The sequence below is a fragment of the Agrobacterium sp. T29 genome (genome assembly GCF_006970545.1).
GTDB lineage: Bacteria > Pseudomonadota > Alphaproteobacteria > Rhizobiales > Rhizobiaceae > Agrobacterium > Agrobacterium leguminum.
This window is the reverse complement of record NZ_CP040641.1, coordinates 957,953-980,743: the sequence shown is the minus strand read 5'-3', so window position 1 is coordinate 980,743 and position 22,791 is coordinate 957,953. Positions and strand designations below refer to the sequence as shown.

The window sequence follows — 22,791 nt, the reverse complement described above, 5'->3', positions numbered from 1 at the left end:
ACCGGGTTCTCTCAGAAGGCGTGGCGGTAAATGCCGAGCACGTCCTCGACGCTCATGTCGACGGGATTATTGTCCATCAGCCGGCGGATGGCATGCGCATCCTCGGCATATCGGGGAAGATCGGCCTCAGTCGCGCCATGCCGTGCGAGCGACATTTCGATACCGAGCCCGGCGCAGAAATCCGTCGCCGCCTTGCGTAGATCGTCTGGCGAAAGGTGCTCGCGAAGCCCGAGCGCTCCCGCCACTTCCGCCGTCTTCGCCGAAACCGCAGGCTGGTTGAAGGCCAGAACATGCGGAAAGACGATGGCGTTTGCCAGCCCGTGCGGCAGGTTGAGAAGCGTGCCGAGCGGATAGGCGATGGCGTGGCCGGCCGCCGTGTTGACCGGGCCGAGGCAGATGCCGCCATAATAGGAGGCAAGCATCATGCCTTCCCGCGCTTCAGTATCCGCACCGTCGCGAACGGCGCGCGCCAGATATTTGCCGACCAGCGCAAAACCCATGCGCGCGAAACCGTCGATCATCGGATGGGCCTTGCGGTTGGTGAAGGCTTCAACGCAATGGGCCATGGCATCCACCCCGGTTGCCGCCGTCACGGCCGATGGCACGGAATAGGTGAGTTCCGGATCGAGCACGGCGAAATCCGCGATCAGATAAGGGCTTTCGACCGCGATCTTGTTGCCTTTTACCGGGTCTGTGATGAGTGAACGGATGCCGGCTTCCGAGCCGGTGCCGGCGGTGGTGGCGATCTGCACCAGCCGTGTGTCGCGCCCGGCAACCCTGTTCGGCCCTGCCACATTCGCAAGCGTCTGGCCGGAATTCCAGAGCGCCGCGACCAGCTTCGCCACATCCATTACCGAACCACCGCCGAGGCCGATGACGAGATCCGGCTTGGCGGCACGTGCTGCGGCAAGGGCGGCTTCCAGCGTTGCGGTGTCGGGTTCCCCGGGAATGGCGTCGAAGATTGTGAAAGGGCCCTGCAATTGCAGCCGTTCGGCAAATTTTGCCGTCAACGGTGTGGCGATAATCAGGGTCGATGCGGTTTTTCCCGCCCAGGCGCCGACCTGTGAAATGGTACCGGCGCCAACGGAGAGCCGTCGTGGCTGGTGGATGAGAATGGGAGCTGTCGACATGGTGCTCATTCCTTCCGCTCCTTGCCCGCCACCAGCTTGCGCGCATAGGCGATGGCCGCATTCATGTTGCCGTGATTGGCGATGCCCTTGCCGGCGATATCGAAAGCCGTGCCGTGGTCGACGGAGGTGCGGTCTATCGGCAGATCGACGGAGACATTGACAGCGGTGTCGAAAGCGACAAGTTTGATCGGGATATGGCCCTGATCGTGATATTGCGCGACGACGAGATCGAAAGCACCGGAATAAGCCCGGTGGAACACGGTATCGGCGGAAATCGGTCCCTGCACCTCAATGCCTTCGGCGCGGGCGGCGGCGACCGCCGGTGCGATCTGGTCGTCATCCTCGGTGCCGAACAGGCCGTTTTCACCGCAATGCGGGTTGATGCCGGCAACCGCGATGCGCGGCCGATCGTAACCGATGCGTTTCAGATGCGCGTTGCCGGCGCGGATGGTCGCCAGAACCCGCTCCGTCGTCGCCCGGCGAATGGCCTCCTGCAGGGAGACGTGGGTGGAAACGTGAATGACCTTCAGCCGTTCGGAGGCGAGCAGCATATAGGCGGCCGAGGAGCCGGTGAGGCTTCGCAACATGCCGGTGTGCCCGTCATAATGATGACCGGCGAGATTCAAGGCTTCCTTGTTGATCGGTGCGGTGACGATGCAGCCGATTGCGCCCGCTTCGGCGTCGCGAACGGCCTTTTCGATAAAGCGGAACGCGGCGTCTCCGGCCACTGGCGACAATGTACCCCAGGGCAGCGGCGCCCCCTCCATGGGCAGGTCGACCACGTGCTGAGAAAGGTCGATATCAACGCCGAGCGCATCCCGTGCCGCTTCCAGCGTCGCGAGGTTGCCGTAAATCCGCGTCGCCGCACGATCCGGGGCAGACATTTCTGCGAGCGCCCGCACCGTGATCTCGGGGCCGACGCCGCAGGGGTCGCCCATGGTGATGCCAATGATGTTGCTCATCTCTGTCTCCCGTCGTTCTCGTTAGCCCAGCCGGGCGCCAGCCGGACATATTTGATTGCGCGGCGATGATAGGTGTAGCTCGCATGCAGCGTACCGTCCGGCGCTTCCAGAAGCCACGGATAGGACATTTCCAGATTGCGCCCATCGGTCGAATCGTTCGAAAGGCAGGTGCCCGGTCCGTCTTCGATCAGTATCCGGGTGGTAAAACTGCGCCCGTCATCGTCGGACAGGCAGATAGAAACCGGCGCGCGCGGCACGCCCCAGACCGGTACACAGCCGCCGCTCGGATCGGCATCCGGCCTGTCGTCTTCCTCTCCCAGCTCGTCATAAAGCGAGGCGCGGCGGTCGCTCGACTGCGCGGCGTTGACGGGGTTGCAGATCATAGCCAGCCTGCCATCGTTGAGACTGATCACGGCAATGGAGGAATTATTGTTGGGCACATCGGTCGGCTTTGGCTTTGACCACGAGCGGCCGCCATCGGTGCTTTCGGTGCGATAGACGAAATCGGCCTGACGGCGGCGGAAGAAGGCTGCGTAGCGCCCGTCCGTCACCGCGACCGGGCTCATATGCACGCAGCCGGTCGATTCCTCCAACTCCTGCAATTGCCAAGTCGCGCCATTGTCCGTGGATATGCCGAGCGCTGCCGTATCGTGGCTGCCGTTCCATTTCTGGCCGGGGCGCTGGACGCAGCGGAAGATCGGCAGCAGCCAAGCGCCGCCATCGCGGATGCGCAGCGGTGCGCGGATGAAACAGCCCTGCGGGAGATCGAGAAAACGTCCTTCGTCGGAAATAAGCTTTTCCGGTGCAGTCGCGTCGCGGTGGATGCGCGCCATGCGAATGCGGCATTCATCCTGATTGCCGGAGGGTTGGGCTGTGTGAAACAGCCAGAGAACGCCATCCGGTGCGGTGAAGAGGACCGGGTTCTGTTCGGAATGGGCGGGGTCGTGGCTCAGGCGCTGCGGCGGTCCCCAGTGGGTTGCACCCGCTGTCAGCACGGATGCGAAAATCGAAATATCCGATTTTCCTTCCAGCGTGCCGCCGAACCAGGCGCAGAGCAGGGTGCCGTCATCCAGAAGGTGCAGGAAGCTCGCATGGTTCTGGATCATGGGTGACGGCAGGAACGCTTCCTGCCGGTTTTGCGACACGGCATGGATGGCTCCGGTCATGGCGTGAGCGATGTCATCAGGGGTCATCGTGGTCTCCTCTTGTTCCGATGAAAATGACATATTCGAAAAGTTGTCAAGTTTATTTGATAAAAAAAGAGGATCATATATTTTTGATTTTCTGAATTAAGCAAATGTTTTTAAATGATAAAAATAAGAGATTTGGCTTGAATAAAAATTGTCTTAGAAAAATAAATTGACAAAAAATGCGATAACGTCGATGCTCTGTTTACGGGTGGAGGAGACAATCATCCGCATGTCATGCTCCTCAATGCAGGAGACGGGGATTTTTCAGATGCCCCTTGCGGCGCGCCGCCATGTTGCTGAATTTCTGAATCTGGGAGGAGAACGGAATGAAGAAGTCATTGATTGCGGGCGCCCTTATCTTGGGTTCCCTCAGCGCCGCGGTTTCCCCGGTGCTTGCGGCATCGGGGCCGATCAAGATCGTGCTGGCGGAAGAGGCGGACCTGCTGGAACCCTGCATGGCCACCCGCTCCAATATCGGCCGCATCATCATGGAAAATGTCAGCGAAACGCTGACCGAGCTCGATGTGCGCGGCAAGAAGGGCGTTCAGCCGCGCCTTGCCGAGAAGTGGGAGCAGAATGCCGATGGAAGCTGGCGTTTCCACCTGCGTGAAGGCGTGAAGTTTTCCGACGGCACGGCATTCGATGCCAAGGACGTCAAGCACAGCTTTGAACGCATCATGAGCGACAAGAACGCCTGCGAATCTCGTCGTTATTTCGGTGGCATGACGGTGACCCCGTCGATCGTTGACGACCACACGATAGACTTCAAGACCGAACCGGCGCAGCCCATTCTGCCGCTCTTGATGTCGCTCGTCACCATCGTTCCCGAAGAAACCAAGATGGAATTCATCCGCGAGCCTGTGGGCACCGGGCCTTACAAGCTGACCAACTGGACGCCGGGCCAGCAGATTGTGCTCACCGCACGCGACGATTATTGGGGCGCCAAGCCGCAGGTGACGGAAGCGACCTATCTTTTCCGCGCCGATCCTTCGGTTCGTGCCGCCATGGTGCAGACCGGCGAAGCCGATCTTTCGCCTTCCATTTCGCAGCTCGACGCTACCAATACGAAGACCGACTTTTCCTATCTCGACAGCGAGACGGTCTATATGCGTCTCGATCACAATATTGCGCCGCTGAACGATGTGCGGGTGCGCCGCGCGCTCAACCTTGCCATCGACCGGCAGGCCTTCCTCGGCACGCTGGTTCCGGAAGGTGCCGTGCTGGCCACCGCGCTGGTCCCGCCGACCACGCTTGGCTGGAACCCCGACGTTAAGGTCTTCCCCTATGACCCCGAGGGCGCAAAAAAGCTGCTCGAAGAAGCCAAGGCTGCCGGTGTGAAGGTGGATACGCCGATCACCATCATCGCGCGCACCGCGAATTTCCCCAACGTCACCGAGATCATGGAGGCGATCCAGCAGCAATTGCAGGATGTCGGCTTCAAGATCGACCTGAAATTCGTGGAAGTGGCCGAGCACGAAAGCTATTACTCCAAGCCCTTCAAGGAAGGCCGTGGACCGCAGATCGTCGCAGCCATGCACGACAACTCAAAGGGCGACCCGTCCTTCACCATGTTCTTCAAATATGCCACCAAGGGCACCCAGTCCGGCTTCTCGGACAAGAAGGTGGACGATCTGATCGAACGTGCATCCGCAGCCGTGGGTGACGAGCGCGCCAAACTCTGGTCGGAACTCATCGCCTATCTGCACGACGATGTGGTGGCGGATGTGCTGCTGTTCCACATGGTCGGCTTCTCCCGCGTCTCGGAACGGCTGGACTTCAAGCCCACCATCGCCACCAACTCGATGCTGCAGCTTTCGGAAATCGGCATCAAATAAGACCCCGCGTCTTGTCAACTAAGAAGCGGCGGCGCGGCGAAAGCTTCGCCGCCGCATTGAAAAACCGGAGGCAACCATGCTGAGCTTCATCCGAAAACGTTCCGTTGCAAGCCTGATCTCCCTGATCGGCCTCATCGTCATGGTTTTCTTCCTGTCGCGTCTGACGGGGGACCCGGCAGCGCTGTTTCTGCCGGTCGAGGCTTCGGAAGAGTTGAAGCAGCAGTTTCGGGCGCTGCACGGGCTGAACGATCCGCTGATGGTGCAATTCCTGCGTTATGCGGGCGATGTGATGACGGGTGACCTCGGAGAATCGCTCAGGAAAGCCCGTCCGGCGCTGGATGTGGTGCTGGAGGCTTTCGTCTGGACGCTCTGGCTTGCAGTCATCACCATGTCGCTCGTTACCACCGCCGCCATCGTCATCGGCTCGCTTGCGGCTTTCCGTTCCGGCGGCTTCTTCGACCGCATGGCCTCAAGCATCTCGCTCATCGGTGCATCCGTTCCGGATTTCTGGCTGGCGATCGTTGCCATCGTCGTCTTCTCCGTCAATCTCGCCTGGCTGCCCACGTCAGGAACGGGCTCCGTGCTGCACTGGATATTGCCGATCGCGGTCCTGTTCGTGCGCCCCTTCGGCATTATCGTGCAGGTGGTGCGCGGCTCGATGATCGGCGCTTTGTCCTCGGCTTATGTCAAAACGGCGCGCGCCAAGGGCGTGAAGTCGGGTCCGATCATCTTCATTCACGCTTTGCGAAACGCCATGCTGCCGGTCATCACCGTCATTGGCGACCAGGCGGCAAGCCTTCTCAACGGCGCCGTCATCGTCGAAACGATCTTCGGTTTTCCCGGCGTCGGCAAGCTGATGATCGATTCCATTCTTCAGCGCGATTTCAACGTCGTGCTGGCCGCCATTCTCGTGACCGCGCTGGCGATCTTCCTGATGAATCTTCTGATCGATATCGCCTATGCGCTCCTCGATCCGCGTATCCGGCACTGAGGAGGCCGTTCAGCCATGAGCCTTTCCAGCGCCGACACCGAGATCATCGCCGAGCCGTCCTTCGCAACACGCATGCTGCGCATGTTGTGGGCGGATAAATTCGCGCTCTGCGCCGCGATCTTCCTCATCATCGTCGTTATCTTCGCTTTTGTCGGCCCTGCCTGGCTTGGCGATCTGGCGACGAAACAGAACCTGCGCGGGCGCAACCTCGCCCCGTTCGACTGGCAGCGCGAGTGGTATTTCTGGCTGGGGGCGGATGCGCTCGGCCGTTCGCTTCTCGCGCGCATTGTCGCCGCCACGCAAAATACGATGATGATCGCTGCCGGCGCGGTGCTTCTTTCCGCCATCACCGGCACCGTGCTCGGGCTGATCGCCGGTTTTTCCTCCAACCGTGTCGGCCAGATCATCATGCGGCTCGCGGATGTGATCATGTCGTTCCCGTCGCTGTTGATCGCGGTCATCGTGCTTTATCTGCTCGGCTCCTCCATCCTCAACCTGATGCTGGTTCTCGCCATCACCCGCATTCCCGTTTACATCCGCACAACGAGGGCGGAGGTGCTGGAGGTGCGCGAACGCATGTTCGTGCAGGCAGCAAGGGTCATGGGCGCATCGGGCAAACGCATCCTGTTCCGCCACATCCTGCCCGTCGTGCTGCCGACGCTGACGACGCTCGCCACGCTCGATTTCGCCTATGTGATGCTGGCGGAAAGCGCGCTGTCTTTCCTTGGTATCGGCATTCAGCCGCCGGAAATCACCTGGGGCCTGATGATTTCGCAGGGGCGGCAATATCTTACCAATGCCTGGTGGCTGTCCTTCTGGCCGGGGCTTGCCATCATTCTCACCACCCTGTCGCTCAACCTGCTTTCCAACTGGCTGCGCATCGCGCTTGATCCCGTGCAGCGCTGGCGGCTGGAAATGAAAGGCCGCAAGCATGGCTGACCATCTTCTCGACGTGCGCAACCTTTCCGTGGAGTTCCACACCGCAAGCGGTGTCGTCCATGCGGTGAAGGATGTCTCCTACCATATCGACCGGGGCGAAACGCTGGCCATCCTCGGCGAAAGCGGTTCGGGCAAGTCGGTATCGTCCTCGGCCATCATGAACCTCATCGACATGCCGCCCGGACATATCAGCAGCGGCCAGATATTGCTCGACGGTCAGGACCTTCTGACCATGCCGGCCGAGGCGCGCCGCGAGATCAACGGCCGGCGTATCGCCATGATCTTTCAGGACCCGCTCAGCCACCTCAATCCGGTTTATACCGTCGGCTGGCAGATCCGTGAGGCGATGACCACCCACGGCATGGACAAGGCAAAGGCCGAAGCGGAGGCGAGGCGGCTTGTCGCTCGCGTCGGCATTCCCGACCCGGACGGGGCCTTGAAGAAATATCCGCATGAATTTTCCGGCGGCCAGCGCCAGCGCGTCATGATCGCCATGGCGCTGGCGCTTCGGCCCGATCTCCTGATCGCCGATGAACCGACCACCGCGCTTGACGTGACGGTGCAGGCCGAAGTGCTTTCACTGCTCAAGGAATTGCAGCGGGAAACCGGCATGGCCGTGCTCATCATCACCCATGATCTCGGCGTCGTCGCCGAAATCGCCGATCGCGTGGTGGTGATGGAAAAGGGCGTTCTGGTCGAGGCCGGCACGGTTCGTGAGGTCTATCGCAATCCGCAGAACCCCTATACCCGCAAGCTCATCAGCGCAGCACCCGGCAGGGGCGACATGCACGAGCCGCAAGCGGTAGGTGAAGCGCTGCTCAGCGTGCGCGACGTGCGCAAGCGTTACGGCGCCTTCGAGGCGCTGAAGGGCGTTTCCTTCGACCTCATGGAAGGCGAAACCATTGCGGTCGTCGGCGAAAGCGGTTCCGGCAAATCGACACTGGCGCGTATTCTACTTCGCCTCGACGAGCCGGATGCGGGCAGCGCCTTGTGGAAGGGTCGAGACCTCTTCAAGCTTCCGCCTGCCGAACTCTTTGCGCTCCGGCGCGATTTGCAGATGGTGTTTCAGGATCCCACCCAGTCGCTCAATCCGCGCATGACCGTGTTCCAGCTGATTTCCGAGGCCTGGGTCATCCACCCGGAGATATTGCCCAAGGCAAGATGGCGTGAGCGGGTTGCGGAATTGCTGCATCAGGTGGGTCTCTCGCCGGAACATGTGCGCCGTTATCCGCACCAGTTCTCCGGCGGCCAGCGGCAGAGAATCGCGATCGCCCGCGCATTGGCACTGGAACCGAAGCTCATAATCTGTGACGAGGCGGTCTCGGCGCTCGATGTTTCGGTTCAGGCGCAGGTTATCGCGTTGCTGGACAAGCTGCGCCGTGAAATGGGCCTCTCCTTCATCTTCATCGCGCATGATTTGCCGGTGGTTCGGGATTTTGCCGATCACGTCATGGTCATGCAGCGGGGAGAGGTGGTGGAGTTCGGCACCGTCCGACAGGTGTTCGAGGCGCCGCGCGAGGCCTATACCCGTGCCCTTCTATCCGCGAGCCTCGATCCCGACCCCGATATGCAATCTCAGCGTCATTCGGCCGTTGCCGGCGACGCCATCGGAAATTCAAGCGGAGTTCTTTCATGAGCAAACAAGCTTTCGTCGCGCTCGTCACCTGTTTCAACGAGGACGAAACCATCAATTACGAAGCGACCCGCGCGCAGGTGCGCCGCCAGGTGGCGGCCGGCAACAACATCATGTGCGCCGGCACCAATGGCGATTTCACCGCGCTGACGCATGCGGAAAAAATCCGACTGACCGAAGAGGTGGTGGACGAAGTTGCCGGCCGTGCCAAAGTCATCGTGAATGCCGGCATGCCCGCCACATTCGAAACCCTGCAACTTGCCAAAGCCTTCGACCGCATCGGCGTCGACGGTATCGCCGTCATCACGCCTTTCTTCATCGCCTGCACACAGGATGGCTTGATCCGCCATTTCTCGACGGTGGCCGATGCCGTCGAAACGCCGGTCTATCTCTATGATATTCCCGCCCGCACTCAGAACCACATAGAACCGGAAACCGCCCGCAAACTCGCCACCCATGGCAATATCGCCGGCATCAAGGATTCCGGCGGCGCGCAGCAGACGCTCGAAGCCTATCTTCAGGTGGCAAAGGAGATGCCCGGCTTCGAGGTCTATTCCGGCCCGGATCACCTCGTTCTCTGGTCGTTGCAGAACGGGGCGGCAGGCTGCATTTCCGGCCTCGGCAACGCGCTGCCGGATGTACTTGCCGGCATTCTCAATGCTTTCAACGCCGGCGACATCACCGAGGCCGAACGCCAGCAGGCAATCTACGCCGACTTCCGCACCGATCTATACGCCCTCGGCTTCGCACCGGCCATGGTCAAACGCTCGCTTTATCTCCAGGACCCATCCGTCGGCGCCAGCCGCCAACCTGCCCTTCTGCCGGATAAAGAGCAGGATGAAAAAATCCTGGAAATCTTGCGGCGTTATCAAAGGATCTGACGCTGCTATCGAATGTGACGCGCACCCCTGCGGATCGTGCGCGTCACCTTAAAAATATCTGCGAAAACGGCCAGAAGCCGATGCATTCCCCAGCCTCACCCATGACGAATAATTTGTGACACAAACACGAAATTCCCCTTGTCAGCCCGGCCATTGATGTTTAAGAGGAGCGCGCAACGCAAGCGTTCGCGCATGCGGAGAGGTGGCAGAGTGGTCGAATGCACCGCACTCGAAATGCGGCATACCTGCAAGGGTATCGTGGGTTCGAATCCCACCCTCTCCGCCATAAATTGGAACACTCTTCCCCAATTGCCCGCAAGTCCCTGAGTTAACTGACTTATTCCTGACCGGCTGCCCATGACACAGGGACTTCAGTCATGAATGTATCGCGCGTTGTATCGCTTGATGTACAGTCCGATGTATCGTCGGACGCGGAAATCATTTCCGCGAGGAAACGAAATCGCAAGCTTAAAACGCGATCATCCGGCCTCTATCTGGTAAGAAGCGGCGGAACCTATCTTTTCCAGATCAGACTGCCGAAACGTATCGGGGGCGGCGCAGGCTCTCGACCCATCCGGATAAGTCTGGGTGTCGTCCCGCATCAGGAAGCAAGGGAGCTTGCCGATGCCTTGGCGGCATTGGCTCGCAAGGTGTTCAAGGAGATCGAAAAGATCATGACTGGCGACAACCAACCCGATCTCACGCACTTCATGGGTAGCTCGGCGGATGAGGAAAACCTCGCCGACGACTGGCCGTCCGAATTCGCCACGCTGATATTCAAGGGCGCGCTCTATGATATTCGCGAGCCCGCTCGCTCCCCCACGCCAGAAGAGGCCAGGGGTCTCGAGATGATGCGAGGCCTGGTACGCATCGGCCAGGAGGTTTCGGCCAGACAGGCAGGTAAACCGCATGATGAAATGATCGCCGACAATGCGGAAATTCTGGCCGCTCGCCATCTTGCCAAATTCGATGTGGCGTCAGGTACGGTTTCCGTCCCGAAACAGCTCTACGCCACGGCAGCGCCACCAGTTCCACTCGCCTCTGAACGGCAACCAAACTTGTCTTCACCGGCTCAAGATACAGTCGCCGCGTCGGCAGGCAGGCGTCAACGCCTGATCCACTCCAATGCGACACCTGCCTTCAAGCTCGACCGACGCACCGTCGAGAGACCTGCGTCCACAAAGCCGACTTTCAGCGAGATCGCCAACGAGTACCTTGCAACCAGGCGGTCATCCAAGTCGGAGGACAACAAGGATATAGCCACCGCCGAAACACGTCTCAATCTCTTTGCCGAGCTTATCGGAGACCACCCTGTCGATACCTACACCGCCACCGATCTCCAGGCTTTCCTCGATCTCATCAAGTATTGGCCCAAGGATGCAAAATTCAGGCCCAAACATCTTACCGCTCTCGAGATCATCGACTCGAACCGGGACCACAAATACGAGACCTTGGCGCTGAAAACGCTGGAAGAAGGCTACATCGCCGCCGTCAGGGCGGCCCTCAACAATGGCCAGGTCAAGCACGACTACCGCCCAATAGCCAATGCCAAACTGGTCTATCCCGATCTCGCCCGGTCAACGGTCCACACGGAACCTCTGGGAAGTGCCAAGATTCAGAAACTATTCGAGGCCGGCGTCGCCAGCGGGTTGTTCGAAAACGCCTTCCTCCCTCTACTGGGATTTTTGACCGGGCGTCGACTTGGGCTCCTTATTCATCTCAAGGGCGATGATTTCCGCGAAAAGTTCAAGGACGTGTGGGTTGCCCAGACCTCCGGCATCGTTCAGATGAACGGACACTGGAAGCGGCTCCCTATCAAGACCAATGCAAGCACATCCTTCTTCGTGCTCCATAACTTCCTTTCGGAAATCGGTTTCGTCCAATGGGCGCTGGAGCAAGGTGACAAGTTTCTTTTCCCAAACTTGATCAGGCTGCAAGACCCTAGCAAGAGCGCGTCGTCCTACATGGGACGACTGTTTGAGGACGCTGGAATCAAGGAATCCCGTGGTGAGGTGTTTCACTCGCTCCGGAGCGGCTATATCGCGGATGCCGGTGACCAAGACATCGAGAAACGGGATAGGCAGATGCAGGTGGGTCATGAGATCGGTGACGACGAACACGATAAGTACGGGTTTCGAACGTTGACAGAGCGGAAAGCCCGCACGCTCGCGAACCTGCCTCTTAATCCGGATATCGACCTTTCGATGTTCAAGGGGCTGGATTTCGGCAAGTTAGCAAAGGCGAAGAGAACGCGGGGGCGGAAACCAAAGACAGGCCGCAATTGATCAAACGGTTGCGTCTATTTGCCTATGCCAATCAACACAATGGCGGGGGGACGCTGCATAGTCCCCACATCGTATCGGAGGTAGGGCGACATCCAGCACGTTTTTCTGACGCGGCTTTAGGTTGTTGCCCCTTATAAGCACCGGTTGTTTCGTCCGTTTCAGTTCACGCGAGATCGACGACAGAAGCATGTTGGTCATGCCTATTTAGGCTTAGTAGACAGCCATATTCTCATCAACATCGAAACTCTGGACGCAGACGCAGCTGACATATGAATTTGATCCGATGCGGAAATCATTTTCGCACCGCATCAGCTACAGGATTAATCCTTCAAAAATGCACAGCTTTCAACCACCGAGACCGGATCAACAGATTGATCTTAGGTTGCATTTTTGTTCGCTAGGACTATTGAATGTCGATGCTGATTCCTGGGGGCGACTGCAAGTGACCAAACCTTTTTACGCTGAACCGATTCTCAACTCGCCCTATGAGGTTCCGACCCGGCATCATGCGTTGTCTGAAAGCGGGGAGCCGTTGGATCACCCTCCAATTGAGGGACGGCGACGCTCGAAATACATCGCGCCCGTCCCTAAAAGCCGCAGGACAAAGGCTGACGGCAAAAGGCAGGCATCTCTGGACCTCGACCAAGCTGGCCAGGGTGGAAGCCGTTACAATCCCACACCTATAATCAGTGAGATTCGGACGCACATCGCTGCATGGCGCAGCCTGCCCAATCCTAACGACTGGGGTGTTACTCCGACGACTCAGCGGCTCCTTCAACACTGGCGCAGCGACGCGTTCTCGGGGGCACGGCCCTTCTATTGTCAGGTCGAGGCTGTAGAGACAGCGATCTGGCTTGCAGAAGTTGCGCGCAACCGAAAGCAGTACGCGCATATTTTCCGCCATCTGGAAGAAGCAAACCAGGACGCCAACCCTGAACTCATCCGTACAGCCCTGAAACTTGCCACGGGTGCGGGCAAGACCACTGTCATGGCGATGCTTATCGCTTGGCAGTCCATCAATTCGGCGCGTCAGCCAAATTCGAGCCTATTCTCCCGTGGCTTTCTCATCGTCGCGCCGGGCATCACGATCAAGGATCGCCTGCGCGTCCTTAAACCCTCTGACGCCAACAGCTATTACCGCACCCGCGAGCTTGTGCCGCAGGACATGATGCAAGACCTGAACAAGGCGAAGATCGAGATCGTCAATTATCACGTCTTCCAGCGCAGAAAGGCACACGAGCTTAATGCTGTGGGTCTTCGTTTGATGAAAGGCTGGAAGAACGAGGAGATCGAGGAACTGGAAACCGAGGGGGCCATGCTCCAGCGCGCCTGTGGCGATCTGCTCCAGCTCAAGAATATCGTCGTCATTAACGACGAGGCTCACCATTGCTATCGTGAAAGACCGAATACGAACGAAGAACAAGAGTTAAAGGGCCAGGAGAAGGAGGAAGCAAAAGAAAACAACGAGGCAGCGCGCCTTTGGATTTCCGGCATCGAAGCTCTGAAGCGCAAGGTCGGCGTGCGCTCCGTCTACGACCTCTCTGCAACGCCATTCTTTCTGCACGGCTCGGGCTATGAGGAAGGCACGCTCTTCCCATGGGTTGTATCCGACTTTTCTCTCGTCGATGCCATTGAATGCGGCATCGTGAAGCTGCCACGCGTCCCCGTCTCCGATAACTCCGTCAATTCCGCCATGCCGGTCTATCGCAATTTGTGGGATCACATCGGCAAGGACATGCCGAAGAAGGGAGCCGGGAAATCTGGCGACTTGGACCCTTTCAAAATGCCAGCGCCATTGCAGACAGCACTTTATTCGCTCTATTCCCATTACCAGAAGGAATACGAGGCTTGGCAGCAGGTAGGGATCGGCGTCCCACCGGTCTTTATCGTCGTCTGCAACAACACCGCCAGCTCGAAGCTTGTCTATGAATGGGTATCGGGATGGGAACGCAGCGAGCAGGGCGAGCTTGTCACCAAACATCATGGCCATCTGAAACTGTTCAGCAATTTCGACCAATACGGCAACCGTCTGCCGCGGATGAACACGCTGCTGATCGACAGCCAACAGCTGGAATCAGGTGAGGCACTCGATCCGGCTTTCCGCGAGATGGCCAAGATCGAGATCGAGCAGTTCAAGCGGGAGAAAGCCGAGCGCGATGGCGCTGCCGAGGCAGCCAATATTTCGGAGTCCGAACTGCTGCGCGAGGTGATGAATACCGTCGGCCAGAAGGGGCGGCTCGGTGAACAAATCCGTTGCGTGGTCTCGGTCTCGATGCTGACAGAGGGCTGGGATGCCAACACTGTCACCCACATTCTCGGCGTGCGCGCCTTCGGGACGCAGCTTCTCTGTGAGCAGGTCATCGGCCGCGGCCTGCGGCGGCAATCCTACGAGCTGAACGACAAGGGTCTCTTCAACACCGAATATGCCGATATCCTTGGCATTCCCTTCGATTTCGCCACTGAACCGCAGGAGGTGGTTCGCACGCCGCCGAAGCCTGTTACTCGAGTCCACGCTTTGAAAGAGCGACCCCATCTATCGATCCGGTTCCCCCGCGTTGCCGGTTACCGCACAGAACTACCGTCCGACAATTTCTCCGCGACATTCAGCGAGGATTCGGGCCTGACTTTGACGCCAGAGCTGGTCGGTCCTTGCCGGGTCCGCCTGGAAGGTCTGGTCGGAGAGGGCCATGAGATTTCGCCCGACGCGCTGAACGACATGCGGCCGAACACCGTCGCCATTTATCTGACCAAAAAGCTGATCGAGCTTTACTTCCGCGAGACCGATCAGGATGTTCCCTACTACCTCTATAACCAGCTTCAACCGATTACCCGACGCTGGGTCAACCAGTGCCTGAAGCTAACCGGCGGCACAAAGGCCGGCATGCTGACCTATGCAGAGCTGGCGGAAAAAGCCTGCGAGCAGATTTACCAGGCGATCGTGCGCAGCGCTGGCGAAGAAGGCACAGGCGTCGTGAAGGCGATGCTCGATCCCTATAACCCGCATGGCTACACAGATTTCGTCTCCTTCATCACCACCAAGCAGAACCTCTGGCGCACGTCGCTGTCGCAGGTTAACTACGTGGTGTGCGACAGTGATTGGGAGGCGGAGTTTGCCCGTGTGGTGGAAGCGCATCCCTCAACCATTTCCTACGTCAAGAACCAGGCGCTTGGTTTCGAAGTGCCTTACCGCTTGGGCAGCGTGCCGCGCCGCTACCTGCCGGATTTCATCATTCAGGTGGATGACGGCCACGGGCCGGATGACCCACTGAACTTAATCGTTGAGGTCAAGGGTTTCCGTGGACTGGATGCGCAGATCAAGGCGCAGACCATGGAGACCATGTGGGTGCCGGGGGTCAACAACCTGAAGACCTATGGCCGCTGGGCGTTCAAGGAACTTCGTGACGCGTTTGCGATGGAAGAAGAATACGAAAAACTGATTGCGTCGTGTCTGACGCTGGTAAAGGAAGTTGCTTGATGGCGGGCTCAACATTTCGAACTAATCCGGTTTCGCTCCACGACCTCCTGAAGAGCTGCAACGACGGCAAAATGCAGCTACCAGATTTCCAGAGAAGCTGGGTCTGGGACGAAGATCGCATCAAGAGCTTGATCGCCTCCATCTCCCGAGCTTTCCCTGTCGGAGCGCTCATGACGTTGGAGACTGGCGGGGGCGTTAATTTCAAGCCGAGAACAATTGAGGGTGCCCCCGAAGCCGCAAGCAACGTCTCGCCAGCAGAACTGCTGCTGGATGGCCAGCAGCGCATGACCTCGCTCTACCAGGTCACGCTTCGCGGTCAGGTGGTGAAGACGGTTACGCCAAAGAAACAGCCTGTCGAGCGCTGGTTTTTTATCGACATGAGAAAATCGCTGGATTTGTCTTCGGATCGTGAGGACGCGATCCTCTCTGTTCCAAAGGACAAGATTGTTCGATCAGACTTCAATCGTCAGATCGAGAGCGACTTTTCCACGACTGAAAAAGAGTTCGAAAATCTGGTGTTCCCCCTATCCCGTGTCTTCGACGGGATGGCCTGGCAAATGGAATTCGTCACTTGGGCGAATGCCAACGGTCGAATGCAGGAACTTTGGCCTGTCGTCCAGCAGTTCTACACCGAAGTCCTTGCCAACTTTACGGGCTATCAAGTGCCCGTCATCGCGCTTGACAAATCAACCACGAAGGAAGCCGTTTGTACGGTCTTCGAGAAGGTCAATACTGGAGGTAAACCGCTTGACGCCTTCGAGCTTGTTACCGCTATTTATGCTGCTGATGGCCACGAACTACGTAAAGACTGGTACGGCGACGGACGCGACAACAAAGGCCGCCACGGCCGGTTCGTGAATGCCCAGAAATTGGCCGACGCAGAAAAAGGCATCCTGGCGAACGTCGCCAACACCGATTTCCTCCACGTAACATCTCTGTTCTACACCCGTGACCTCAGACGGGCAGCCGAGGCCTTGGGCAAAGAAGGCAAGGACCTGCCGCAGGTCACAGGAAAGCGGGAGGCACTTCTGAATCTACCGCTGTCTGCCTATAAGCAGTACCAGGATCAGGCCGAGCAGGGCTTCTTGAAGGCCGCAAAATTTCTTTTTACTCAACGGGTATACCGTCTCTTCGATCTTCCGTACCAGTCGCAGATCATCTCGCTCGCCGCAATCCTTGCCGACATCGGCGATGCATGGGAACTTGAGGCGAACCGGGACAAGTTGACGAAATGGTACTGGTGCGGCGTCCTCGGCGAGCTCTATGGTTCTGCGGTTGAGAGCCGTATCTCGCGCGATTTCCTGGAAGTGCCTGTCTGGCTGGCCGGTGGTAAAGTGCCTGCAACAGTGTCCGAAGCCTCATTCCGACCTGAACGCCTGAAAACGATGCGCATGCGTCTGTCTGCTGCCTACAAGGGTGTGAATGCCCTGCTGATGAAAGAGAAGGCAAAGGACTTCCGCTCCGGCCAGGAATTTGACCACACAGTCTTCTTCGGCGAGAGTGTCGATATCCACCATATCTTCCCCAAGAAGTGGTGCGAGGACCGAGGCATCAAATCGGACATCTATGATTCTATCATCAACAAGACACCCCTTTCCTACCGAACGAACCGCATAATCGGTGGTGTGGCACCCTCGGCCTACCTTTCAAAGCTGGAGACAGGGAGCGCAGATGCCTCTGCCATCAGTCCTGCCAAGCTCGACGGGTGTCTGACGTCGCATCTGATCGAGCCGGCTCTTCTTCGTGGTGACGATTTTGCCGGATTCATGGATGCACGCCAGAAGGCCCTTTTGAACCTGATCGAACATGCGATGGGGAAACAGTCGCCTGGAGCCATTGCTAGCACCAGCGACTATCCCGACGAGTTGGATGAGGACGAGGAGGAGGCCGAGTTCACGGTGGCTGCACAATGACGTTGCAGCAGCCAAGTCTTGATCGGATCGCACAGTTTGTCGATCAACTGAAAGACGCGTTGCATCCACAAGAGAAGATGGCTCAAGCGCAGACAATGCGGCTGAGCGCTTTGTTCGAAGCCGTTGCCGCTTTCAAGCGGGATAATGTTCCGACGCGCCGAGCCCCTCAGCGAAGACTGAATACGGCCAGCTTTTTATCGTACCTTGCTGATCTCCGCCGCGGTCTGGCGGCAGCGCGCCACGATGGCGACCTTCTGAATGTCTGGACTATTGCCGGCCTAAAGCGAAACGAGGTTCGCACGTCAGCGGTTCTTGGGTGGATACTCGACAGTAATGGCAGTCACGGCTTTGGCTCAGCGGTTCTGCAGGCCTTGCTGGAGGCTCTCATACAGAGGACTGGCTCCGAAGAGCTGAGGCAGGCGGTGCTCGGCAGTCACTACCGAGTTTCGGCCGAGCACACCTCATTTGGTGAGCGCGACAACCGCGTTGACCTCGCAATCGAAGGAAAAAATTGCATCATTTTCATTGAGGTGAAGATCGATGCACCCGAAGGCCGAGACCAACTTGACCGCTATACGGCTTTGGCAAAACGCAGGGCAATAGCTTTGCGCAAACCCGTCTCTCTGGTGCTGTACCTCAACAACACCTGCCCTCCCAACCCACCTGCACACTTGATATGGCTGACATGGCGCGATGTGGCACGCGCTATTTTCTCCGCTGTGGCTGGCTCACCTGAGCGCACTGTGTCCGGCGCTGTTCTAAAACAGTTTGCAACTCACATCAGCCGATTGCACTGAGGTCCGTATGTTTTCCAATGAGCTAGATAAGCTTCTTATACTGAATATCGCAGACCTAGATGAAGGCGCGCGGCGATTTGAACTTCTCCAAGATCGCATTGCGGAAAAAGTTGATGCGCTCATCGAGGGCTGGGCGACCCGCCAGGTCTGGCGCAGCACTCCAAATTGGAAAGATGATGAGGATGCTGCAGTCGCGCCTCAGCACTGGGTAACAGGCGAAAGCTGGCATGCCTGGTTTGGTCTCGAATATCGGTCTGGAGATACCCTTGAGTGGCGCGATGGCAACGATTACTTCTGGCTGACCAAGCTGTGCGCAGAAGGCCGAGGTGGTATGGGCTTTCGGTTTCGCCAAGAGGAATTCCCAAAGACGCCTTGGAAGAAGTTTATTCAGCGCCGTGCGGCTCGCTTCAACGATACTCGTTTCATCTTCGACGATGAGCCAAGTCTGTTTCTCCCGGTCAAGGTTGATAAGGACGCCCTGTCAAAAGGAGCGGAGGAGGAGAACTTCGACGACGCATTACGACCCTTGAGCGAAGCGCTCGATTACATACACAGCATCATCCATCGCTTCGACGAGCTGCGTGATGACATGAAAAAAGAACAGGCATCCTGACATGGCTAAGACCCCACGCGAAAAAGACGTCTCCACCCTAACCCATGACAAGGCGGTGCGGCTGAACAATCCGACGGCCGAGATGGCGTCGCTTTACGAGCAGCAGGAGGAGATGCTCGGCGAGGCGGCGCGCGAGATGCGGGTGCCGCGGGATCGTCCGCTGGCCGACGGCGTGGTGCGCGAGCGGGATATGGACCGCGATCCGCAGATCATCTGGAATGGCGCGAAGATCAAGATCACGCCGGCGCAGATGAAGAAGCTGGCCGAGACCGGCGAGATCGAGATCGGCGATGCTCAGCTTGTCTGGCGCGGCAAGGACCGTCAGGACTGGTCGGACCTCGTGGTCAATGCGCCGCCACTCTACATTCAGGAAAAGGTGCATCCCAAGGCCATCATCGACGACCTGAAACGTCGCACCACAAGCGCCCGCCAGCAGAGCACCGATGCGCCCGACCTGTTTGCCGATTTCAACGGCATTGCCGATCCGGAGGCGCGGGCGGAATTCTACCAGCACACCAAGCACTGGCAGAACCGCATGATCCTCGGCGACAGCCTGCAGGTGATGGCGAGCCTCGCCGAACGGGAGGAAATGCGCGGCAAGGTTCAGTGCATCTATTTCGACCCGCCCTACGGCATCAAGTTCAATTCGAACTGGCAGGTCTCGACGATGAGCCGGGACGTAAAGGATGGCAAGAAGGAGGATGTCTCGCGCGAGCCGGAACAGGTGAAAGCCTTCCGCGACACCTGGAAGGACGGCATTCACTCTTATCTCACCTATCTGCGCGACCGGCTAATGGTGGCGCGGGAACTCTTAACGGAAAGCGGCTCGATCTTCGTGCAGATCAGCGACGAAAACGTCCATCGGGTGCGGGCACTAATGGACGAGGTTTTCGGTGAAGAGAATGCCGTTTCTCAAATCACTGTAATGAAAACTGCGGGTCGATCCGCTGCATACCTTCCCGGAGTAGCAGATCATATTGTTTGGTATGCAAAGCATGCTTCAAAACTAAAATACCGTAAACCATTGACCCATAAGGGCTTAGAAGAAGACAACGCCGGAGTTTATCGTTGGCTACAATCGGACGATGGGCAGCGGCGACGGCTAAGTGAAGCTGAGCTACTGACTTACCAACCAGAGCACGGCAGGATTTTCAGACTCGACAACTTTACATCTCAGAAGCCCCCTGGCAGTTTCGAGTTCGAATTGTTTGGCCAAAAAATGCGACCTGGAAAGCGGTACTGGTCGACAGGTGAAATAGGAATTGCGAGGCTTAAAAAGGCATATCGCCTAGTACCGTCGGGGTTTTCCGCTGCTTACGTCCGATATCTTGATGACTTCTCTGCCCGCGAAGTAGGTAATGTTTGGACTGATACGGGCACGGGCAGCTTTACAGACGACAAGTTGTACGTAGTTCAGTCCGGTTCAAAAACTGTTCAGCGTTGCATACTAATGGCTACCGACCCAGGCGATCTCGTGCTCGATCCAACCTGTGGCTCGGGAACAACGGCGTATGTAGCAGAACAGTGGGGACGTCGCTGGATCACCATCGACACGTCTCGCGTGGCACTTGCTCTGGCCCGGACGCGGCTGATGTGCGCGCGCTACCCCTATTACCTGTTAGCTGATTCCAAGGAGGGTCGTGTGAAGGAGCAGGACGTCTCCGGCAAAATCCTTCCCGATGCGCCGGTGACAGGAGACATCCGCTTGGGCTTTGTTTACGAACGTGCCCCACGCGTCATGCTCGGTGCGATCGCCAACAACTCGCAGATCGACGACATTTGGGACAAGTGGCAAGGTGTTTTGGAGCCGCTAAGGACGCAGTTAAACAACGCTGTTTCCACCACCTTTGAAGAATGGGGAATCCCCCGTGATCTCGATGCCTGGCTGGATAGCAAAGACGGACAGGCCAAGGTGCATCTCGTAACGGAGACTGTGCGCAAAATCCACGCCGACTGGTGGGAGGGCCGTATCGCGCGTCAGAAGGAGATCGACGCCTCGATTGCCCGTGCGGCCGATGTCGAGCTGCTCTATGACCGCCCCTATGAGGATAAGACGAAGGTGCGCGTTGCCGGCCCCTTCACCGTCGAAAGCCTGTCGCCTCACCGCGTCGTCGCCGCCCGTGAGGATACGCTGGGTGCAGAACTTGCTGCATCCGGCGCGATCACCGCACGCGCCTCCACGCCCGCCAACATGCCAGAGGCGGACTTCGGCGAGATGGTGCTTTCGCACTTACGCACCGCTGGCGTCCACCAGCAGGAGAAGCGTGACACCATCCATTTCAGTGCCATTACCCCCTGGCCGGGTAATTACATTGCCGCCGAAGGCCGTTATGCCGATGGCGGCGCGGTGGAAAAACGGGCGGCAATCCTGATCGGCCCGGAATTCGGCACGCTGACACGTAGCCAGATCACCGCTGCCGCCCGTGAGGCATCGGACGCCCGCTTTGACGTGCTGATTGCCTGCGCCTTCAATTTCGACGCCCAGGCAACCGATCTCAACAGACTCGGCCCACTCGCCATCCTGAAAGCGCGTATGAACCCCGACCTGCACATGGCCGAGGACCTGAAGAACACCGGCAAGGGCAACCTCTTCGTCGTCTTCGGCGAACCGGACGTGGAAATCCTCGATGCGCCGGGCGGCGAGATCAAAGTCAAGGTCCACGGCGTCGACGTCTTCGACCCCTCCACCGGAGAAATCCGCTCCGACGACGTGAAAGGCATCGCCGCCTGGTTCATCGACACCGATTACGACGAGGAAAGCTTCTTCGTCCGCCACGCCTATTTCCTCGGCGCGAACGACCCCTACAAATCGCTGAAGACGGCGCTAAAGGCCGAGATCGACCAGAACGCCTGGGAGACGCTCTATTCCGACACGTCACGGCCATTCCCAAGGCCGAGCACGGGGCGGATCGCCGTGAAGGTGATCAACCACTTCGGGGATGAAGTGCTGAAGGTGTTCGGGGTTTGAGATGGAGGGGAAAGATTACGAGGACCTGATCGAAATCGTCAAAGGCTACATGCGGGAATATGATCTTTCCGACTTAGCGGACGACAGCAATTTCCTAGACCCTTACCTGCTTACCGAGGGAGTTTCCAAGCTTCCCCCGCCGCAAAAGCATTTGATCTTGCTGCTGGAAGCATTCCAACTTCATCTCAAGTGGACTGATGTGGACACGGTGAATCGCAGCCTAGAGCGTCTTTCCGAAACCGTTGAGGAAGCTCCGGAAAACGCATTTATGGAGCTCCCGGATCGCGGGGACAGCCGCCGCGTTTACCTCACGGAACTCCCAGCGCTTGGTCCTCTTCGTAAAGAGCTTGATGATTTGATCATTGCGCTAAGAGGCGAGGATTTCGAGCCGTCGCCGACAAGGGTGCCGGAATGAATAGGGTGAATGCAGAAGCGGCAATCAATTCCGTGTTCAGTGCTTATGGTATTGCAAGATCAGCTATACCCGCTGGAGCCAGTTCTCATGTGCGCGGCAAGGTCTATGAGCTGTATGTCCTGACGCTGGTGATCAGGTATCTCAGGCGATTGGGATACTTAGTGAGTTTTTCGCACCCTAGAGGAACAGTGCAGTTCAAGGCGAGCGCCGGGTTTTTGAAGGCAAGTGATCCCCATTTTTTTGCCGCTCAGCCAGGGGTCTCCCCATCGTTCGATATATATGTCGACGTCGAATTTCAGACACTCGGCAGTGCGCGCCTGAAAAGCGGCACAACTAGCGATCTCAGCGAACATCACGAGATTGACATTGGTGTATTCACGTACGGACTGAACAACGTTCGACCTGCGCATACTGATGTGGCCCTTGCGGTCGAATGCAAGGCGGTCGTATCGCTTCCAAAATCTGTAATCAGAGGCATGCTCGGACTTCGGAGAGAATTGAGTTTACTTGCCTCGCGTCAAAGGCCTACGGTGATAGCCGAGGCTGCGGACCATTCTAGACCGACCGTACCAGCCGACCCTGCATCCGAAGTTTGGCTTGTAACAACCGACGCAAGCGTGTCGAGTTATAGCAACAGTCCATCCGAGTTCGGAATCAGTTGCATCTATAAGAATCCGTGAGCAAACGTAGGCGTTGCGACACCATTCATGATGGATGGACGACTGAACTGCAGGCTGCAATCGACGGAGAGGATAGAAGAGGAA

General features: G+C 58.0%; 16 protein-coding genes and 1 tRNA gene. 14 read left to right on the top strand and 3 right to left on the bottom strand.

Features of this window, described 5'->3' with window-relative positions:
• Positions 1–11 precede the first annotated feature (11 nt).
• From FGF54_RS19535 to FGF54_RS19525, 3 genes are read right to left on the bottom strand one after another with little or no spacing between them, the layout of a single operon-like run.
• Entirely contained in the window at positions 12–1,139 is a 1,128-nt protein-coding gene (locus FGF54_RS19535) for an iron-containing alcohol dehydrogenase (protein ID WP_142780832.1), read from the bottom strand.
• A complete protein-coding gene (gene pdxA, locus FGF54_RS19530) occupies positions 1,136–2,092 on the bottom strand; it encodes a 4-hydroxythreonine-4-phosphate dehydrogenase PdxA (protein ID WP_142780831.1) in 957 nt (318 codons plus the stop codon). Before pdxA ends, FGF54_RS19535 begins: the two co-directional genes overlap by 4 nt.
• Positions 2,089–3,285: an exo-alpha-sialidase gene (locus tag FGF54_RS19525; RefSeq protein WP_142780830.1), complete on the bottom strand. Its 1,197-nt coding sequence runs from the start codon at positions 3,283–3,285 to the stop codon at positions 2,089–2,091. The genes pdxA and FGF54_RS19525 overlap by 4 nt, the downstream gene beginning before the upstream one ends.
• Before the next feature lie 323 nt (positions 3,286–3,608).
• On the opposite strand from FGF54_RS19525, the gene FGF54_RS19520 reads away from it, so the two are divergent.
• From FGF54_RS19520 to FGF54_RS19455, 14 genes are all read left to right on the top strand, one after another.
• Positions 3,609–5,117 (top strand): ABC transporter substrate-binding protein, encoded by a 1,509-nt coding sequence (locus tag FGF54_RS19520; RefSeq protein WP_142780829.1) that lies wholly within the window; start codon positions 3,609–3,611, stop codon positions 5,115–5,117.
• A gap of 76 nt (positions 5,118–5,193) precedes the next feature.
• Complete coding sequence (locus FGF54_RS19515) at positions 5,194–6,108, top strand: ABC transporter permease (RefSeq protein ID WP_035262398.1); 915 nt, start codon at positions 5,194–5,196, stop codon at positions 6,106–6,108.
• Between the two features lie 15 nt (positions 6,109–6,123).
• On the top strand, positions 6,124–7,047 hold the full coding sequence (locus FGF54_RS19510) for an ABC transporter permease (RefSeq protein ID WP_142780828.1): 924 nt from the start codon (positions 6,124–6,126) through the stop codon (positions 7,045–7,047).
• On the top strand, positions 7,040–8,683 hold the full coding sequence (locus FGF54_RS19505; RefSeq protein WP_142780827.1) for an ABC transporter ATP-binding protein: 1,644 nt from the start codon (positions 7,040–7,042) through the stop codon (positions 8,681–8,683). Before FGF54_RS19510 ends, FGF54_RS19505 begins: the two co-directional genes overlap by 8 nt.
• On the top strand, positions 8,680–9,561 hold the full coding sequence (locus FGF54_RS19500) for a dihydrodipicolinate synthase family protein (RefSeq protein ID WP_059757841.1): 882 nt from the start codon (positions 8,680–8,682) through the stop codon (positions 9,559–9,561). Before FGF54_RS19505 ends, FGF54_RS19500 begins: the two co-directional genes overlap by 4 nt.
• Positions 9,562–9,757: 196 nt before the next feature.
• Positions 9,758–9,847, top strand: a tRNA-Ser gene (locus tag FGF54_RS19495).
• 91 nt (positions 9,848–9,938) lie between these two features.
• On the top strand, positions 9,939–11,846 hold the full coding sequence (locus FGF54_RS19490; protein ID WP_142780826.1) for a hypothetical protein: 1,908 nt from the start codon (positions 9,939–9,941) through the stop codon (positions 11,844–11,846).
• A gap of 442 nt (positions 11,847–12,288) precedes the next feature.
• The gene (locus FGF54_RS19485) at positions 12,289–15,321 is read left to right on the top strand and encodes a BPTD_3080 family restriction endonuclease (protein ID WP_142780825.1); all 3,033 of its coding nucleotides are present in this window, start codon (positions 12,289–12,291) and stop codon (positions 15,319–15,321) included.
• On the top strand, positions 15,321–17,234 hold the full coding sequence (locus FGF54_RS19480) for a DUF262 domain-containing protein (RefSeq protein ID WP_142780824.1): 1,914 nt from the start codon (positions 15,321–15,323) through the stop codon (positions 17,232–17,234). The genes FGF54_RS19485 and FGF54_RS19480 overlap by 1 nt, the downstream gene beginning before the upstream one ends.
• A complete protein-coding gene (locus tag FGF54_RS19475; protein WP_142780823.1) occupies positions 17,231–18,031 on the top strand; it encodes a PD-(D/E)XK nuclease family protein in 801 nt (266 codons plus the stop codon). Before FGF54_RS19480 ends, FGF54_RS19475 begins: the two co-directional genes overlap by 4 nt.
• Positions 18,032–18,038: 7 nt before the next feature.
• Complete coding sequence (locus FGF54_RS19470; RefSeq protein WP_142780822.1) at positions 18,039–18,644, top strand: hypothetical protein; 606 nt, start codon at positions 18,039–18,041, stop codon at positions 18,642–18,644.
• A 1-nt stretch (position 18,645) separates the two neighbouring features.
• The gene (locus FGF54_RS19465) at positions 18,646–21,612 is read left to right on the top strand and encodes a site-specific DNA-methyltransferase (RefSeq protein WP_142780821.1); all 2,967 of its coding nucleotides are present in this window, start codon (positions 18,646–18,648) and stop codon (positions 21,610–21,612) included.
• A gap of 1 nt (position 21,613) precedes the next feature.
• Positions 21,614–22,027 (top strand): hypothetical protein, encoded by a 414-nt coding sequence (locus FGF54_RS19460; protein WP_142780820.1) that lies wholly within the window; start codon positions 21,614–21,616, stop codon positions 22,025–22,027.
• A complete protein-coding gene (locus tag FGF54_RS19455) occupies positions 22,024–22,707 on the top strand; it encodes a hypothetical protein (RefSeq protein ID WP_142780819.1) in 684 nt (227 codons plus the stop codon). The genes FGF54_RS19460 and FGF54_RS19455 overlap by 4 nt, the downstream gene beginning before the upstream one ends.
• Positions 22,708–22,791: the final 84 nt, after the last annotated feature.

Coding starts and splice junctions, on each gene's coding strand:
- FGF54_RS19535 (WP_142780832.1), bottom strand. CDS start 1,139: ATGAGCACCATGTCGACAGCTCCCATTCTCATCCACCAGCCACGACGG.
- pdxA (WP_142780831.1), bottom strand. CDS start 2,092: ATGAGCAACATCATTGGCATCACCATGGGCGACCCCTGCGGCGTCGGC.
- FGF54_RS19525 (WP_142780830.1), bottom strand. CDS start 3,285: ATGACCCCTGATGACATCGCTCACGCCATGACCGGAGCCATCCATGCC.
- FGF54_RS19520 (WP_142780829.1), top strand. CDS start 3,609: ATGAAGAAGTCATTGATTGCGGGCGCCCTTATCTTGGGTTCCCTCAGC.
- FGF54_RS19515 (WP_035262398.1), top strand. CDS start 5,194: ATGCTGAGCTTCATCCGAAAACGTTCCGTTGCAAGCCTGATCTCCCTG.
- FGF54_RS19510 (WP_142780828.1), top strand. CDS start 6,124: ATGAGCCTTTCCAGCGCCGACACCGAGATCATCGCCGAGCCGTCCTTC.
- FGF54_RS19505 (WP_142780827.1), top strand. CDS start 7,040: ATGGCTGACCATCTTCTCGACGTGCGCAACCTTTCCGTGGAGTTCCAC.
- FGF54_RS19500 (WP_059757841.1), top strand. CDS start 8,680: ATGAGCAAACAAGCTTTCGTCGCGCTCGTCACCTGTTTCAACGAGGAC.
- FGF54_RS19490 (WP_142780826.1), top strand. CDS start 9,939: ATGAATGTATCGCGCGTTGTATCGCTTGATGTACAGTCCGATGTATCG.
- FGF54_RS19480 (WP_142780824.1), top strand. CDS start 15,321: ATGGCGGGCTCAACATTTCGAACTAATCCGGTTTCGCTCCACGACCTC.
- FGF54_RS19475 (WP_142780823.1), top strand. CDS start 17,231: ATGACGTTGCAGCAGCCAAGTCTTGATCGGATCGCACAGTTTGTCGAT.
- FGF54_RS19470 (WP_142780822.1), top strand. CDS start 18,039: ATGTTTTCCAATGAGCTAGATAAGCTTCTTATACTGAATATCGCAGAC.
- FGF54_RS19465 (WP_142780821.1), top strand. CDS start 18,646: ATGGCTAAGACCCCACGCGAAAAAGACGTCTCCACCCTAACCCATGAC.
- FGF54_RS19460 (WP_142780820.1), top strand. CDS start 21,614: ATGGAGGGGAAAGATTACGAGGACCTGATCGAAATCGTCAAAGGCTAC.
- FGF54_RS19455 (WP_142780819.1), top strand. CDS start 22,024: ATGAATAGGGTGAATGCAGAAGCGGCAATCAATTCCGTGTTCAGTGCT.